12 protein-coding genes are annotated in these 16,375 nt (G+C 63.5%); 3 read left to right on the top strand and 9 right to left on the bottom strand.

All coding sequences use genetic code 11. The features are described 5' to 3' along the window. Positions 1–3: 3 nt before the first annotated feature. On the bottom strand, positions 4–801 hold the full coding sequence (locus tag VGG51_10595) for an S-methyl-5'-thioadenosine phosphorylase (protein HEY1883475.1): 798 nt from the start codon (positions 799–801) through the stop codon (positions 4–6). 136 nt (positions 802–937) lie between these two features. Between VGG51_10595 and VGG51_10590 the strand changes: the two genes are divergently transcribed. Beyond that, the gene (locus tag VGG51_10590; GenBank protein ID HEY1883474.1) at positions 938–2,134 is read left to right on the top strand and encodes a patatin-like phospholipase family protein; all 1,197 of its coding nucleotides are present in this window, start codon (positions 938–940) and stop codon (positions 2,132–2,134) included. A gap of 16 nt (positions 2,135–2,150) precedes the next feature. Here the strand turns inward: VGG51_10590 and VGG51_10585 are convergent, their stop codons facing one another. Continuing rightward, positions 2,151–2,627, bottom strand: a complete 477-nt coding sequence (locus tag VGG51_10585; GenBank protein HEY1883473.1) for a bifunctional nuclease family protein — start codon at positions 2,625–2,627, stop codon at positions 2,151–2,153. A gap of 62 nt (positions 2,628–2,689) precedes the next feature. Here VGG51_10585 and ychF point away from each other — a divergent pair, with 62 nt between their 5' ends. Together ychF and VGG51_10575 are read left to right on the top strand one after the other, a co-directional pair. Beyond that, positions 2,690–3,784, top strand: coding sequence for a redox-regulated ATPase YchF (ychF, locus tag VGG51_10580; protein ID HEY1883472.1), 1,095 nt, complete (start codon positions 2,690–2,692; stop codon positions 3,782–3,784). A 47-nt stretch (positions 3,785–3,831) separates the two neighbouring features. Next, complete coding sequence (locus tag VGG51_10575) at positions 3,832–5,106, top strand: Glu/Leu/Phe/Val dehydrogenase (GenBank protein ID HEY1883471.1); 1,275 nt, start codon at positions 3,832–3,834, stop codon at positions 5,104–5,106. On the opposite strand, the gene VGG51_10570 is transcribed toward VGG51_10575, so the two are convergent. The 7 genes from VGG51_10570 to lpdA all read right to left on the bottom strand — a co-directional run bounded on the left by VGG51_10570 (position 5,103) and on the right by lpdA (position 16,315). Continuing rightward, positions 5,103–7,025: an FUSC family protein gene (locus tag VGG51_10570; GenBank protein HEY1883470.1), complete on the bottom strand. Its 1,923-nt coding sequence runs from the start codon at positions 7,023–7,025 to the stop codon at positions 5,103–5,105. The two genes, VGG51_10575 and VGG51_10570, sit on opposite strands and share 4 nt — an antisense overlap. Positions 7,026–7,031: 6 nt before the next feature. Further along, on the bottom strand, positions 7,032–8,669 hold the full coding sequence (locus VGG51_10565) for an SGNH/GDSL hydrolase family protein (protein HEY1883469.1): 1,638 nt from the start codon (positions 8,667–8,669) through the stop codon (positions 7,032–7,034). An 18-nt stretch (positions 8,670–8,687) separates the two neighbouring features. Further along, a complete protein-coding gene (locus VGG51_10560; GenBank protein ID HEY1883468.1) occupies positions 8,688–9,911 on the bottom strand; it encodes a hypothetical protein in 1,224 nt (407 codons plus the stop codon). A gap of 56 nt (positions 9,912–9,967) precedes the next feature. Then, complete coding sequence (locus tag VGG51_10555; protein ID HEY1883467.1) at positions 9,968–13,273, bottom strand: efflux RND transporter permease subunit; 3,306 nt, start codon at positions 13,271–13,273, stop codon at positions 9,968–9,970. A gap of 77 nt (positions 13,274–13,350) precedes the next feature. Further along, positions 13,351–14,214, bottom strand: a complete 864-nt coding sequence (lipA, locus tag VGG51_10550) for a lipoyl synthase (GenBank protein HEY1883466.1) — start codon at positions 14,212–14,214, stop codon at positions 13,351–13,353. Continuing rightward, positions 14,211–14,870 (bottom strand): lipoyl(octanoyl) transferase LipB, encoded by a 660-nt coding sequence (gene lipB, locus VGG51_10545; protein HEY1883465.1) that lies wholly within the window; start codon positions 14,868–14,870, stop codon positions 14,211–14,213. The genes lipA and lipB overlap by 4 nt, the downstream gene beginning before the upstream one ends. Then, positions 14,867–16,315, bottom strand: a complete 1,449-nt coding sequence (gene lpdA, locus VGG51_10540) for a dihydrolipoyl dehydrogenase (protein HEY1883464.1) — start codon at positions 16,313–16,315, stop codon at positions 14,867–14,869. Before lpdA ends, lipB begins: the two co-directional genes overlap by 4 nt. Between the last annotated feature and the right edge of the window lie 60 nt (positions 16,316–16,375).

The raw sequence follows: 16,375 nt of genomic DNA, 5'->3' as shown, positions 1-16,375 counted from the left end.
GGCTTAAAAGCGCGCGCCTTCGAGCGCGTGCCGGCACGAGCAGTCGGCGCCGATCGGAATCTTTTCGATGATGCGGCCGATCGCGTTGCGAACGCGGTCGTTATTGCGTTTGAAGACTTCAATGACCTCGTGGTGTGAGACGGCCGTCATGCCCTCGAGCCCGACGTCGTAGTCGGTGATCAGCGAGATGTTGACGTAACACATCTCGAGTTCGCGTGCCAGGTAGGCTTCCGGGTACTGCGTCATGTTAATGACTTCCCAGCCTTGGCTCTGAAACCACTTCGACTCACTGCGCGTCGAAAAGCGCGGCCCTTGGATAACGACGACCGTGCCGCGGTCGTGCGTTTCGATCTCGAGCGAGCGCAGCGCGTCGATTGCGATCGGACGCAGCGTCGGGCAATACGGATCGGCGAAGCTCACGTGCGTCGTGATCGGGCCGTCAAAGAAAGTATCTTTGCGGCCGTTCGTGCGATCGACGAGCTGATCGGCCACGACCATCGACCCGGGCTTGACGCTTTCGAGCAAGGAGCCGCAGGCGGTCGGACCGACGATCCATTTCACGCCCAGCTCCTTCATCGCAAACATGTTCGCGCGGTAGTTGATTGCCTGCGGCGGAAAGCGGTGGTCCTTACCGTGGCGCGGCAGGAATGCGACGCGCCTTCCCGCGACCTCTCCGAGCGCGACCCGGTCGCTAGGCGCGCCGAACGGCGTCTCTACCCAGGTTTCGTGCGCGTTTTCGATCAGCGAATAGAAGCCGGACCCGCCAAAAACGCCGATCTCGGCGTGCAATTCGTCGCTCATGCGCGCCTTGTTCTAGCCCAGCCCCGGCAGTCATGCCGGCCCAAGTCCACCACGTTTTAAATGCCGAGAAGTTCGCTGAGGCGTGCGAGCCCGCGCGCCAAATGGAATCGGAGCGTTTTAGCTAATAGCTTGTAACATGATCGATCGACGCCGGTTTCTGCTTGCCGCCGGAGCGTCGGCCGTCGCCCCGGCGCTGCTGGGCGCATCGCCTGAAGTAGAAACTCCGGTTCGGCCCCTGCAACGCGCGCTCGTCTTCAGCGGCGGAGGCGCGCGCGGCGCCTATGAGGCCGGCATCGTCGGAGCCCTCGTCGCGCAGCAGCACGTGAGCGACGGACAGCCGCTCGCGCCCTATGAAGTCGTCTGCGGAACGTCGATCGGTGCGCTCAACGGGTGGATGGTCGCCGCCGCTCAGTACACGAAGCTGCAGGAGCTGTGGTTCACCGTCAGCAGAGATAACGTCCTCCGTCCAAAGCCGCAGTACGCGTCGCTGCGCGATCCGGAGAGCGGCGTCCTCAATCGTGTCGCCTCCGTCGTTAGTCTAACCGGCCTCGTGCGCAATCAGCGCGCCGTGTTGCAGACTGATCCCGCTTACGACTGGATCTCGAGCCACGTCGATCCCTCGACGCCGCTGGTCGCGCCGCTGATCTGGGCCGTAACGAACTTGACGCATCAGCGTCCGGAATACTTTTATGTCCGCCCGCAAGCCCGCAAAGAGCTTCCGGCACGGGTCACGCATGCGCTGCACGCCCTTCTAGGAGAGCAAACCATCGTACGGGAGGCGACGCCCGACATTTTACACCGCGCACTCTTCGCCTCGATCGCGATTCCGATCGCCTTCGATCCCGTTTCGATGCCGGGACCCGACGGCACGTTGAACGCGTACTGCGACGGCGGCGTCGCGAGTAACTCGCCGGTCGGAATCGCGCACGCGGTGGCGCAGGGCGCGGACATCGTCTTACTCGATCCCCCGTTTGAGCCGGAGGAAAGCTACGACGACGCGGTCGAGATCGCTTTTGCCGCGTACGGGACGATGCAGCGCAAGATCTTCGAGATGGAGATGCGCAACTCGTACTTCCAATCGCTCGGGAAGAGCGCCTTCGCGCGGCTCTCGCCCGCGCAGCGCGCGACGGCGACGCAGAACAACGCTCTCTTGGAAGCCTTCATCGAGAACGTCCCCGCCACCAGCCTTCGTTACATCCGACCGAAAAAGACGCTGCCGGTCGCCGTCGTCGGCTTCGACGACACCGACGGCATCTACAACGCCTACCGTATCGGCTGGGAGGACGTGGCCAACGGCTTCAGCTCGTACGACTGGAGAACGTTCGAACTCTAGGCTCCTAAGCAGTGCCTCAGCGGTTGAAGTCGGAAGGCTTTAGGTCTTCGAGAAATTTCTTAAAGCGCGCCACTTCGGTTTCGTTCACCGTCTTTTTCTCCGAGGTCGCTTCTTCAAGGACGATCTTGTCGGAGACGAAGATCGGAGCGGGGACGCGCAATGCAAGCGCGATGCCGTCGGAGGGGCGTGCGTCGATCTCCTGCAGTTCGCCGTTCGTACGCACGACGAGTTTGGCGAAGAACGTCGACTCTTTGATGTCGTGAATGACGACCTGCTCGAGGTTCGCGTTGAGTCCCTCGAGGATGTTGCGCATCAGGTCGTGCGAGAGCGGGCGGGGAACCGGTGCGCCTTCCAGTGCCAGCGCGATCGCCGTTGCTTCGAATGGGCCGATCAGTATCGGGAGGTAGTGAGAGCCGTCCATGTCCTTGAGGATGACAACCGGGTCGTGGGTGAGGAGGTCGATTCCGAGCTTGTCGACCTTCATTTGGCGCATGTCGACCTATCCGACACTTCCGCCGGAATTTCTTGCCGGCCAGCGAACCCGCGGCCTCGAGTATGGCACTTTCCTGCGGCATCGTCGGCTTGCCCAACGTCGGCAAATCCACAATCTTTAATGCGCTTACGCGATCGGCCCAGGCCCTTGCGGCAAATTATCCGTTCGCAACGATCGAGCCGAATGTGGGAGAGGTCGCAGTGCCCGACCCGCGCTTGGCGGTCCTGCAACGCCTCACGAACGCCGCGCGCGTCGTCCCGGCGACCGTACGCTTCGTCGACATCGCCGGCTTGGTGCGCGGCGCCAGCTCCGGCGAGGGGCTCGGCAACGCCTTCCTGAGCCACATTCGCGAGACCAACGCGATCGCGATGGTCGTGCGCTGTTTTGAGGACGACGAGATCACGCACGTCGAAGGCGCGATCGATCCGCGGCGGGACTGCGAGATCATCGGGATCGAGTTGGCTCTCGCCGACCTTGCAACGATGCGGAAGCGGCTTGGGAAGATCGAGCGCGAGGTGCGCGCCGATCCCAAGCTGCGCGAGTATCTTGCGGCCGCCCAGCGCCTCACCGAGGCTCTGGAGGAGGCGCGCCCGGCTCGCTCCTTCGCGCCCGACTCGCTCGAAGCGCAGGTGGCGGCCGACTCATTCCTGCTGACCGCAAAGCCGGTGCTCTTCGTCGCCAACGTCGAGGAGGGCCAGATCGGGCGCGATTCGGCCAACGTCGAGATCGTGCGGGCGATCGCACTTGAGGAAAGGGGCCGCACGGTCGTCCTGAGCGGCAAGGTCGAGGCTGAGCTTGCCGGGCTCTCTGAGGACGAGGCGGCCGAATTCCGGGGCGAACTGGGCATCGAGCGCAGCGGCCTCGACGAGCTCGCGGCCCAGACCTACGAGCTGCTGGGGCTCATGACGTTCCTGACGGCCGGAGAGAAGGAGGCGCGAGCTTGGCCGATTCGCAAGGGGACGAAGGCGCCTCAGGCGGCTGGAACGATTCACAGCGACATCGAGCGAGGCTTCATTCGGGCCGAGATCATCTCGTACGACGATTACGTGCAGTACCAGACGATGGAGGCGCTGCGCGCTGCTGGGCGCGTCCGCAGCGAGGGCCGGGATTACGTCATGCAAGAGGGCGACGTCGTCAATTTTCGATTCAACGTGTAGCAGCAATCGCGCAAGGGGCTCGGGAGCGCAAATATGAAAGGTAAAGTATGACCACTGCTCTGCGCGAGACCTCGGTGCGCGACGTCTCCGTTTTCGGCGATGCGATCGCATACTTCAACGAAGCGGCCGACCTGCTCGAACTCGATGGCGGAATGCGCCGCATCCTCACCCACCCTTCGCGGCAGATCATCTTCTCGATTCCTTTCCAGCGCGACTCCGGTGAGTTCGAGGTCTACACCGGCTATCGCGTGCAGTACAATTTCGCGCGAGGCCCGGCAAAAGGCGGCATCCGCTACCATCCGGGTGTGACCCTGGACGAGGTCACGGCGCTCGCATTTTGGATGACGTGGAAGTGCGCGGTGGTCGACCTTCCGTTCGGGGGTGGTAAAGGCGGCGTCACCTGCGATCCGGCGACGCTCTCGCAAAACGAACTCGAGCGTATCACCCGCCGCTACGCCGCTGAGCTCGTCGAGGTCGTCGGCCCCGATAAGGACGTGCCGGCGCCCGACGTCAACACGACGCCGCAGGTCATGGCGTGGTTCATGGACACCTACTCGATGCACGTGCGCCAAAACATGCCGGGAGTCGTGACCGGCAAGCCGCTCGAGATCGGCGGCTCCCGCGGGCGAGTCGAAGCGACCGGCCGAGGCGTGACCATATGCGCGCTCGACGAGATGGCCGAGATGGGTCTGCGTCCGGATAAGGCGACGATCGCGATTCAAGGCTTCGGCAACGTCGGCCGCTATGCGGCCAAACTCTTCGAAGATCGCGGCTGCAAGGTCGTCGGCATCTCCGACGTTACCGGCGCCTATTACAACGAGGCCGGCATCTTCGTCGTCGGCGCGATGGAGCACACGCAAAAATACGGAACGCTCGAGGGCTTCAAGGGCGGCGAGAAGATCAGCAACGCGGAGCTGCTCGCGATGCCGTGCGACGTGCTCGTTCCGGCCGCGCTCGAGAAGGTCTTCACCGCGGAGACGGCTTCGAAGGTACAAGCGAAGCTCATCGTCGAGGGCGCGAACGGCCCGACGACGCCCGAGGGCGACCGCATCTTCCGTGAAAAGGGCATCATCGTCATTCCCGACATCATGGCCAACGCCGGCGGCGTCACGGTTTCGTACTTCGAATGGGCTCAGGATCGCGCCGGGTATTTCTGGAAGGAATCCGAGGTCAACGAGAAGCTCGAAGATTTCTTGCTCTCGAACCTGCACGCGATCCGCGCAATCGCGAACTCGCGCCATGCGACGCTGCGTACCGCCGCCTACACGCTGGCCATCGACCGCGTCGTCAAGGCCTCGCTGCTGCGCGGAATCTACGCCTAGCGATAGGCGCCCACCAAACGCGAGAGCCGCGTCAACGAATCGACGTACGCCCGCAGGCGATCGACAACGAACGGCGGCGCATCGACCCGTGAAAGTGCGTCCTTGAGACGATCGTCGCGGTGCATGCGGCGCGAGACGCGCAGTGCAGCGGCGAGTTCGGCCGTTCGTTCGCCGGCGGCTTCTGCGAAGGCGGCTAGGGCGTGCGCTTGAGGCTGCGTTATCGGCAGATCGAGCCCGCTTTCGAGGGCCAGCATGGAGAGCCCAAGACGCTGCGTCACCGAGAGGATGCGCAGCGCGCGTCCCACCGAGATCGAGTGCGGCCGATGCGGTTCGTGGCGCGTTCGATCGATCGACGCTTCGGCGGTCGTGCGCGCCTTCCACACGGCGGTCCGCGCCCGTTCGATCTCCTCGTGCGCGGCGTCGGTGGGGGAGCCGTACGCGAAGAGGATCGCGACCAACAGGGATCGCTGGGCGTCGAGCAGATCGGCGAGCAGTTGCCGCGTGCGGCGGTGCTCCCAGGTCGGCATGACGAGATACCCGACCATCGCGAGCGCGCCGCCGGCGAGTGTGTCGAGGACTCGAACGTCGATGGTCGTCGTGCCGGGCAGCCCGCGCATGCTCAGCACCAGCACGACAAACGAAGTAATCGCGACGGTGAAGAGCGCGTAGTTCGGACTAAACGTCAGATACGCCGCGGCAGCCGCGATGAGGATGCCCGCGATCTCGAACGGGGTGTGGCCGCGAACCAGCGCGAGCACCAGCGTCGCGACGACGGCACCGACGAGCGTCCCGGCGATGCGGCCCACGCCGCGCACGAACGTCGTCTGAAAATCGGGCTTCAGCACCATCGCGGAAGTCATCGGAATCCAGTAGCCGCGATCCACGGAGAACTGCCGGCCCACCACCATCGCGACGGCCAGTACGACGGAGAAGCGCAGCGAGGCGCGGCCGAGCCAGTCGATGTGATTGTCGACGTACGGGCCGGGCTTGGGGCGCGAAATCAACGGAAGATGCGAGAGGCGGCCGCTCGAAATCATCTCTGCCGCCAAACGCGCGTCGTGCAGGTCTTCGGCGAGATCGCCGAGCGCTTCACCGGCGTCTGCCGGAGCGTTCCGTGCCTTGCCGCGAAGCGTTGCCGCAATCGCGTCCAGTTCGGCGACGACGCCGCCCGGCAGCTCGTTGGTCGTCGCGTGTGCGGCGAGGCGCTTGCGAATACTCTCGGAATCTTCGAGCAGCCGATTGAAGCGCGCCCGCTCGGCCGAACGCGCGAAGGGCTGCGGATCGGCGATCACTTGGCGCGCCGTTGCGAATGGAGTCAGGGGCGGAAGCGCGCGCCGATGCGCGGCGATGTCGCGTGCATACGAAGCGAGGTCTTCATAGACGTCGGCGAGCGCTAGGCGCTCGACGTCGAGGTGCGCCGTCGGCCAAGAGGCCAGCAGCAGCAGCGCCTGAATGAGGCCGCCGGCGAGGACGAGTGCCGCCTGCAACAGTGCGGCCTCCGCGCCCAGCGCTTGGCTCGAGAAGAGGACGAAGACGACGAACGAGTTGAGCGCGACGGTTGCGGCGACCGGCCCGATCTGCCCAACCGTCGCGCAGGCGTACGCTGCGACCGCCGTCGCGGCGATCACGCCTGGCGTCGAGCTCGCCGACAGAGCACCGATAAAGCTTCCGAGCGCCATGCCCAGCGCTGCAATCAGCATCGCCTGCAAACGCGTCCGATACACACCTTGCAGCGACGTGAATCCCGCGATGAAGGCGCCGACCGCAGCCGGCACGCCCAGAGCCGGTTTGCCGAGCAGGGCCGCAACGATCAAGGGAATCGCGACACCGGCGGTGCAGCGCAGCGCGTAGCCCGGCTCGAGCGCCGAGCGATCGAAGCTGCCGACCGTCTCCGCGAGTTCGCGCAGCCAGGCCAGCAATGCTGTTTACGGCGGCGTCAGGTCGTTCGGGGGAGCATACGGGTCGGGGAAGCAGTACTTCGTGTTCGAACACCGAGTGCCGGCATAGGCGGCGCCGACATCAACTTGGGGAATGTGCGTACCGTAAGCCTTGTTGATCGCATTGATGAACTCGAAAGCGATTAGCGCGTATCCGGTATTCGAGGGATGGAGCCCGTCGAAGCTCGTGATACCGAAGAGGTAGCCGAGCGTACAGCAGTGGTCCTTTGGATTGATCGAAGCCGCAAGCTTGAAGTACGGGTTTGAGGGATTGCCGCTCGCTAGCCCTGAGAAGATAGCCTGAACGTCGACAAGCGGCACGTGCTGCGCACTGGCCGCATGATCGATACCCTGGTTAATCGCGTTTTCAAGCGACTGAATTCTGCCGGCGAACTCCGGCGTGATGTAGTTCTGTCCCAATCCGTTGCCCGGTGCGCCTTTGCAGTTCGGTGCTGGAACGGTGCAGTCCAAATTTGGTACGACGCCCGCGGAGGCGTAGGTTTGAACGATCGCGGCCACGGCCGGAATGGTTAAGTACCCGCACGGCTTCGTGGTGGACGCGGGCGTGCATCCCCCCGGCGTCGTGAGGTGATACTTCGTTGCGATCGCCGTGACGAGCGAATTTGGAAAGCGGTACCAGTAGAAGAGGCACGAAACGTAGGAACGAATCCGGCACTCCGTCAGCTTTTGCGGAATCGAAACGCGCTCGAAGTAGCCCGCTAAGAGGATGTCGGGAAGATTCGCGACGGCGACTTTTGCGCCGGCGTGCTGCAGCGTTCCGATTGACTGCCGCAGGTCGCCTTCCGCCTGCGCCGCATTACGATCGCCGCCGACGAATCGCCCGCCGCTGCCCATATATTTGAGCACGTCGTTGGCACCAAGCCAAACGGTTGCGAGCGTCGGGTGGCGGCTGGCAGCGGCGTTGACGTCGGTAAGATCGTGCATCTTCGCATAGGTGCCGAGCACCGGCCAGAACGTACCCGATTCCTCGGCGACGACCATGTTGAGCAATCCCGGAATGCCGGGCAGCTCCTTACAAGTATTGCTCTGCGGCGCGTGCAGCACGTTGGCTTCATGTAGGGTCAACCCGGGAACGCCGACGTTGCGAACGTTGGCCGAGGTCGGATCCATGCGGACGCGTGCCACGCCTTTGAGATGGTAGCCCGCGTTGTTGAAGCCGTTGTTATCGCTGCAAACGTCCCCGGTCTTCGAGGAGGCGATCGGAAAGAACCCGTTATTCGGGTTTATGATCTGATTGTCGAGTCCCGGCCCTTTGATCAGCGGCAGCGGGCTCGTCGACGGATCGTACATCTGCGTCACCGCCGTATCGAGCGGCTTGCCGGAGGCCTGTTCGTAGAGCAATGACCACCAGCCGTTCTCCTGATTCGGGGGTACTGGCACCCCACCAGCGGTCACGCCCGTCGCGCCAAGAAAGCCGTCGGATTGATAGCCGGCCGTCAGGCTATCGCCGACGCCGACGATATTCGAAATCACGTCAGGCCCCGGCTTGACGTGGGTCTGGCCCGGCGGCACGAACGACGGAGACGTAGCCCCGCCGCCTCCGCCGCAGGCGGCGACTGCGGCGAGCGCCGTCGTTGCAAGAATGCTTCTAAACCAAATCTTCATCGCCCCAACCTCCGAGGGTTATAACGGGAAATACGTCGGCGAGCCCATGCCGAACTGCAGCTGTATTTGGGTCGCTTTCAGGCCGCCGACGGCGAGTCCGCAGGCGTTGTTGATCGCCTGCTGGACCGTCAAACACTTGATGCCGATGATGCCGTCCGGGCCCATGTTCGTCGGGTTGCCCGAGTTGAGCACCGCCGAGACGAACGCGTACTTTGTGATCCGTTGCTGGACGCCGAGGAAGTACGCGAAGAGATGCTCCGGATAGGGATCGGTCGGAAGATAATCGCGGGCGCTCTGCGGTTCGACGAAGAACGTCGTCATCTTCGTAGGGGTGTATTCGAGGTAGAGCACCTGCGGCAGCTGCATCGAATTGCCGGAGTTCGCACCGGCGGTGTGAACCAGCCACTGGGGCGCGACCGTCAAGGTACCGAACATCTTCGGCGTTTTCAGAAACGGCAAGGTGATCGCGACGGCGTAGTATTGCGCGCTTCGAACCGGGATCGTCTCCACCGGACCGTCCGGCAGGTTGTACGTAATCGGCACCACGTCGTTGTTGTTCGGAGAGAAGCCGATCTGGCCGCCGCGCGCAACGTACGTCGGCGAGATGACGATCGGTACCGGCCCCGGCAGCTTGTCGGATTTTATCGTGAAAAGTTTTTCGAGCATGAAGACCCCGAACGTGTCTTTCGTGCGCACGTTGATGTTGCGGCCGGTGCCCGGGCCGCAGGCCGGGCCGTTGCTGAGATCGGCGCATCCGACCGGATTTTGGAAGCCCGCGAGATAGACCGGTGTTAAGCCGCTGTTGAATCCATACGGATAGTGCTGCAGCTGGAACATGCTGGCAACCAAACGCGTCGACCAGTTGAAACCGTAACCGGCGGCAAGGTCGTAGCCGCCCATCAGCCAGCCTTTTCCGTAGGTTCCGATATTGCCCCAGGGGTATGCCGACGAGATGTCGGCCGTCCACGTCAGACCCTGCGGCAGCGCGACCACCGGGCCCAGCGGCTGCTGCTGCACCGGCGGCGCCTGCGCGACGCTGGGTGAAGCTGAGGTAGCTTGACGGCGCGTCACTTCCGGCTTCTTCTGCGAGTTCAGAAAGTTCTTAATCGCGGTGTTCGCACCGGGAAGAATCGATTGTTCGTACACGTCGGGGGTGCCGTCGGCGAAAGCCGGTGACGCTATGGCGGCAAAAGAAACCGCGGTTAACGCTGCGGCGACCCAGCGAAGAGAACGACCGAGCATGCAAGCACCTCTCGAGAAATCTCCGATAGCAACGGTATTTTTGCGTATCGGGCGTTTTAGCCGGAGGTTGGGCTAAACGATTGCAAATCCTTTTCGGTTTGTTCGGTGTGCGGCTCGCCGTCGCGCGATTGTCCGTTACGCCTGGCTGGTTTTCCGCGCAGCTCCAATGATTTGATGATGACGTAGAGCACCGGCGTAATCGCGAGATTGAGGAACGTCGAAACCAACATGCCGCCGAAAACCACCGTGCCCAGTGAATGGCGCGCGGCGCTGCCGGCGCCGGTAGCAAAGACCAGCGGCACGACGGCGATGATAAAAGCGATGGAGGTCATCAGAATCGGACGCAACCGCGTTTGCGCGGCGCGCAGTGCGGCCTGCACGACGGTCGCGCCTTCGCGCAACTGCTGATTGGCAAACTCCACGATTAGAATTGCGCTCTTGCTCGCAAGCCCGATCAGCATGACGTAGCCGACCTGCGCGTAGGCGTCCTGCGCGAGGTTTGCATCGGACAAGAAGGGGATCGGAAGATGACGGAAGTTCATGAATCCGAGCGCGCCCAGCAATGCCGCGGGGACGGCGAGCAGCACGACGAGGGGATCGATGAAGCTCTCGTACTGGGCCGAGAGCACCAGGAAGACGAAGACGAGGCCCAGCGCAAAGATGATCGTGCTCAAGCTCCCCGCCGCGATCTCGTCGAGCTGCAGGCCCGACCACTCGAAGCTCATTCCGGCCGGCATGACTTTTTGTGCAATCTGCTCCATCGCGGTGATCGCTTCACCCGAGCCGTGTCCGGGCGCGTTGTTGCCGTTGAGTTCGACGTTTCGGTAGAGGTTATAGTGCGTGATGACCGGCGCGGAGAGCACCTGCTTCATCTGCACCAGCGTGCTCAGCGGCGTCATGACCGTACCCGTTGCATTGGTACTGGTCGTCGCGGCACCCGGCGGTGCGGTTGCAAAGGGATTCGTGCCGGTCGGAATATTGTTTGCTGCCGATCCGGAGCTGACGTAGAGATTCTGCAGGGACGAGACGCGGTTGCGGTACGGTTCCTCGGCCTGCACGTCTACCTGCCACGACCGGTTGAGATACGTGAAGTTGTTGACGTAGAGCGAGGCAAGCTGAACCTCGAGCGTATCGAAGATGTCGGTCAGCGAGATGCCGATCGCTTTTGCCTTGTTGCGGTCGATGTTCAACTGTACTTGCGGCGAGTTGATGCGGAACTGCGTGAAGACGTTCTGCAGGCGCGGATCCTGCGCGGCCGCGCCCATCATGGCATACGAGGTCTTCATCAGGACGGGAAGCCCCGCGTTGCCGCGGTCCTCGAGCTCAAACTGGAAGCCGCCGAAGCTGCCGACGCCGTTGATCGCCGGCGGATTGAGCGCGTAGAGCTGGGCCTGCGGAATCTGTTTGAAGAAGGCGAAGTTGATGCGGCCGATGACGGCGTCGATTCCGTCGCCCGGGCCTTTGCGCTGGCTCCACGGCTTGAGCAGGCAGAACATGATGCCGCGGTTGGGTGCGGCGCCGGTGAAGCTGAAGCCGCCGATATCGAAGAGGTACTTCACTTGCGGCTCGGCGCGGATAATCGCTTCGGCCTTTTCGGAGATCGCCGTCTCGCCGGCGAGCGACGTACCTTCAGGAGCCTGAACCAGCACGATAAAGTAGCCTTGGTCTTCGCTGGGAATGAAGCCGGTCGGCGTCTTCACGAACATGAAGAGCGTGGCTACGAGTGCGAGCGCAAAGACGCCCATCACCGGCCAGCGGTAGCGAATCGCCCTCGGCAGCTCGCCCGCGTACCAGCGCCGGAAGCGCGCTAGCCCGGCGTTGAACCAGCGGAAGAAGATGAATTTCGACTCGACGTCGCCGGTGAGCAGGCGCGCCGACATCACCGGCGCGAGCGTCAAGGCTTGGAAAAGGGAGATCGTGATGGCAGCGGCGATTGTCAGCGCAAACTGCTTGTACAGCAGGCCCGTGGTGCCCGGGAAGAAGGCCACCGGAATAAACACCGCCAGTAGAACGAGCGAGGAGGCCACGACCGCGCTCTGGATTTCGCGCATCGCCTGCGCGGCGCTGGCAATGCCGCTCTGGCGCCCCTTGTTCAACTCGATGTGGCGCGCGATGTTCTCGATGACGACGATCGCGTCGTCGACTACCAGTCCCGTCGCCAGGGTTAGCCCGAATAAAGTGATCGTATTGATCGTGAAGCCGAAGATCTTCATGACGAAGAAGGTGCCGATCAGCGAGACGGGGATCGTCACCGCCGGGATCATCGTCGACTTCGGATTCTGCAAGAAAACGTAGATGACGAGGACGACGAGCAGAATCGAAAGGAGCAGCGTCGTCACGACTTCTTTCACCGATTCGGCGACGAAGTCGGTCGTATTGAAGGCCACGGTGTAGTGGATGCCCGACGGGAACTGCTTCGAGAGCTGCTCCATCTCGGCGAGCACGCCCTTGGAGACCTGGAGTGCGTTGGCCGTCGGGTACTGCAGCACGCCCAGGCCGACGACGTTGCTGTTGCCGGTGAAGCGCAGCGAGGTGCTGTAGTCGACCGCGCCCAGCTCCACCCGCGCGACGTCGCCCAGGCGCGTGTAGCCGCCGTTGGGATTCGAGCGCAGGATGATGTTCGCGAACTGGTCAGGGGTCGAAAGCTGCGTCAGCGCGTTGACAGTATACGTGTAGGGCTGATTCTTCGACTCCGGCGTCGAGCCGATGCTGCCCGTGGCCACTTCGGCGTTCTGCTCCTGCAGCGCGGTGACCACGTCGCCGGCGTCGAGGCCCTGCGCCGCGAGCTTGATCGGATTGACCCAGATGCGCATCGCGTACTGGCGCTGGCCGAAGATGCGGACCTGCGAGACGCCGGGGGTGCGCGAGAGATCGTTGACGATGTTGAGCTGCGCGTAGTTGCTCAAGAAGAGCGTATCGTACTTCGCGGAGGACGACGTGAGGGCGATGCCCATGACGAACGAGCCGGAGTTCTTGGTGACCTGAACGCCGACTTGCTGGACGGTCTGGGGCAGCTGGCCGATCGCCGACTGCACCGAGTTCTGCACGTCGGCGGCGGCGATGTCGAGATCGGTTTCGAGCGTGAAGGTACACGTGATCGTCGAGACGCCCTGCGTGCTCTGCGAGCTGATGTACCGCAGCCCTTGCACCGTGTTGACAGCCTGCTCGAGCGGCGTTGTGACCTGCGCCTCGACGGCCTCCGGAGCCGCGCCCACGTACGACGCTGTGATCGTGACCACGGGTGGTGCGATCTGCGGGTACTGAGCCAGCGGCAGGGTGGGCATTACCACCAGGCCGCCGATCAGAATGATTAAGGAGCAGACCGCCGCCAGGACCGGCCGGGTTAGGAATACCTTCGTCACGCTAGCCGTACCAACCAGGGGCGATTACGGACGGTTGCGCCTCGTTGTAACATTGTCACCCTGAGCCCGTCGAAGGGTTAGAATGCTTGTTCTGCGTGATACGAGCTACGCGAGAGCGGGCTCGAGACGACCTGGTGGAAACCCTTGCTCGCGCCCAGATCGCCTAGTTGCTTGAAGACCTCCGGCGTTACGAACTCGACGACCGGAAGATGTTTCTTCGACGGCTGCAGGTACTGGCCGATCGTGAAGATGTCGACGCCGGCCCCGCGCGCATCGTCCATCGCGGTCTCGATCTCGTCGAGCCGTTCGCCGAGCCCGATCATGATCGAGGTCTTCGTGTAGCGTTCGGGGGCCTTCGATTTGACGTGCGCGAGGACGCGCAGCGATTGATCGTAGCTCGCGCGCTTGTCGCGTACGTGCGGCGTGAGGCGCCGGACCGTCTCGAGATTGTGCGCGAAGACGTCGGGCTTGGCGTCGACGACGATGTCGACGGCTCGTAGGTCGCCGCGGTAGTCGCCGCTGAGGATCTCGACGCGCGCCCCCGGCACGCGCTCGTGGATGGCGCGCACGGTGTTGGCGAAGATCAGCGCGCCGCCGTCGGCGAGATCGTCGCGATCGACCGCGGTAACGACCAGGTACTTCCAGCCGAGGTCGCGCACGGCTTCGGCGACGCGGACCGGCTCCAGCCAGTCGACCTCACCGCGCGGGTTGCCCGTCTTTACGTTGCAGAACCGGCAGCCGCGGGTGCAGAGGTCGCCTAGAATCATGATCGTTGCGGTCCCGGCGCCCCAGCACTCCGCCATGTTCGGGCAGGCTGCTTCCTTGCAGACCGTATGAAGCGACAGCTCGTTGACCCGCGCCTTCACGCGCTCGTAGTCGGGTCCGCTCGGCAGCGAGACCCGCAGCCACGACGGCTTCCTCACCAAATCGACCTGGATCACGCTACCAGCCGCTCCTCGACGAACGAGACGCCGAACGTATGCGACAACGCTTGGAGCAGCACGGGCTTCGCCTCGTCCACCGTCACCGGGCGTCCCGTCTCCGCGCAGAGCGAGGTGATGCCGCGATCGCTCAACCCGCACGGATTGATCAGACCATCGTAGTCGAGGTCCGTCGCAACGTTGAGCGCGAGCCCGTGCAGCGAAACCATCTTTTGGACCGCGAGGCCAATCGCGCAGATGCTCTTATTCCCTACCCAAACGCCGGCGTGTTCGCTCCAACGAATGCCCGTGACGCCGAACCGCGCGCAGCACTCGATGACCGCGCCTTCCAGAGATCTCACTAACGGCACCACTTCCCGAAACCGTTCGAGCCGCCGAATTGGATACACGACCAGCTGCCCCGGGCCGTGATAGGTGACGTCGCCGCCGCGCTCGATCTCGACGAGATCGACTCCGCGGGCGGCCAGGGCTTCGGGCGAGAGCAACAGATTTTCGCGCTTCGCTTGGCGTCCGAGCGTGACGACCGGCTGATGCTCGACGAGGATCCACGTGTCGGGTTCGCGCCCATCTCGGACGGCCTCGTGCAAGCGCCGCTGCAGCGCCCACACTTCGCGGTAAGGGCGCAGGCCGAGATCGAGCAGCCGCGCGGCGCTCACCTTGCGGCCACCGGTGTCTTCGGCTTGGGATTGACGATGTGAATCGCTTTGCCGTGCGAGGCTTCGGCGGCATCCATGATGCCTTCGGTCAGCGTCGGGTGCGGGTGCACCGAGAGCCCCACGTCTTCGAGCGTCGCGCCCATCTCGAGCGCGATGACGCCTTCGCCGATCAGCGACTCGGCCTGCGGCGCGACGATGTGCATCCCCAAGAGCAGATCGCTCTTCGCGTCGCCGACGAGCTTGAGCAAACCTTCGCTCTCGTTCATCGTCCGCGCGCGGCCGCTCGCCGCGAGCGGGAACTTTCCGATGCGGACCTCGTGGCCGGCGGCTTTCGCCTCTTCTTCGGAGAGGCCGACCGTCGCGACTTCGGGATCGGTGTAGACGCAGTTCGGAACGGCGACCGGATCGAAGGCGGCGGACTTGTCGCCGGAGATCACCTCCGCCGCCACCACGCCCTGTTTCATCGCGCGATGCGCGAGCAGCGGCGCGCCGGTAACGTCGCCGATCGCGAAGACGCTGCGCACCTTCGTTCGCTGCTGCTGATCGGTCGCGAGGAAGCCTTTGTCGTCGGTCGAGAGCCCGGCCGCGGCGAGATTGAGGTTATCGGTAACCGGACGCCTGCCGACGGCTACGAGCGCCATATCGAACTCGCGCGTCTCGTCTTTGCCGTTCGTGCCTTCGCCGTTGAACGTCGCTTTCACCGTATCGCCTTTGCGTTCCAGCGCGATGACCTTCGTGTTCAGCATGATCTCGATGCCCTGCTTTTTGAGGATGCGTCCGAGCGTCTTGCCGATTTCGAGATCGGTGCCGGTGAGAATCTGCGGCATCATTTCGACGACCAGAACCTCCGCGCCCAAGCGGCCGTAGACCGTCGCAAACTCCAGGCCGATCACGCCGCCGCCGATGACGAGCAGCTTCTTGGGGACCCGCTCGAGCTTGACGGCGTCGTCGGAGTTGATCACGACTTTGCCGTCGCGCGGCCACGCCTTCACGTCTACCGGCGCGGAGCCGGTCGCGACGACGACGTATTCGGCTTTTACGCTCTCGCTTTGACCGCCGTCGCGTTTGACGACGATCTCAGTCGGCGACGTAAAGGAAGCCTCACCACGAACGAACTCGACCCCGTTGGCTTTGAAAAGCGTCTTGACGCCGCCGACGTTCGCGGCGACGACCTCGTTTTTGAACTTCGCGACGCCTTGCGGGCTGACTTCGGGCTTCGCGACCGTCAAACCGAGCGCATCGGCGCGTTCGATGTGGCGGATGACTTCGCCGACGTGAAGCAGCGCTTTTGTCGGGATGCATCCCCAGTTCAAACAAACGCCGCCGATCTCGTCGCGGTCGACGCAGAGAACCTTCTTGCCCAGCTGTCCGAGCCGAATCGCAACGTGGTAGCCGCCGGGGCCGGCACCGATGACGACGGCATCAAATTGACGTGGCGTACTCATGACCTATGGCTTCGCCCAAATGGGAGCGTTCCCCACAAAAACGGCGAAGCGCAGGCAACC

Source organism: Candidatus Cybelea sp., from assembly GCA_036489315.1.
GTDB lineage: Bacteria > Vulcanimicrobiota > Vulcanimicrobiia > Vulcanimicrobiales > Vulcanimicrobiaceae > Cybelea.
The sequence above is the reverse complement of the archived record's forward strand: the minus strand, read 5'-3'. Positions and strand labels throughout refer to the sequence as shown.

Coding starts and splice junctions, on each gene's coding strand:
- lpdA (HEY1883464.1), bottom strand. CDS start 16,315: ATGAGTACGCCACGTCAATTTGATGCCGTCGTCATCGGTGCCGGCCCC.
- VGG51_10595 (HEY1883475.1), bottom strand. CDS start 801: ATGAGCGACGAATTGCACGCCGAGATCGGCGTTTTTGGCGGGTCCGGC.
- VGG51_10560 (HEY1883468.1), bottom strand. CDS start 9,911: ATGCTCGGTCGTTCTCTTCGCTGGGTCGCCGCAGCGTTAACCGCGGTT.
- VGG51_10590 (HEY1883474.1), top strand. CDS start 938: ATGATCGATCGACGCCGGTTTCTGCTTGCCGCCGGAGCGTCGGCCGTC.
- VGG51_10585 (HEY1883473.1), bottom strand. CDS start 2,627: ATGCGCCAAATGAAGGTCGACAAGCTCGGAATCGACCTCCTCACCCAC.
- VGG51_10565 (HEY1883469.1), bottom strand. CDS start 8,669: ATGAAGATTTGGTTTAGAAGCATTCTTGCAACGACGGCGCTCGCCGCA.
- VGG51_10575 (HEY1883471.1), top strand. CDS start 3,832: ATGACCACTGCTCTGCGCGAGACCTCGGTGCGCGACGTCTCCGTTTTC.
- ychF (HEY1883472.1), top strand. CDS start 2,690: ATGGCACTTTCCTGCGGCATCGTCGGCTTGCCCAACGTCGGCAAATCC.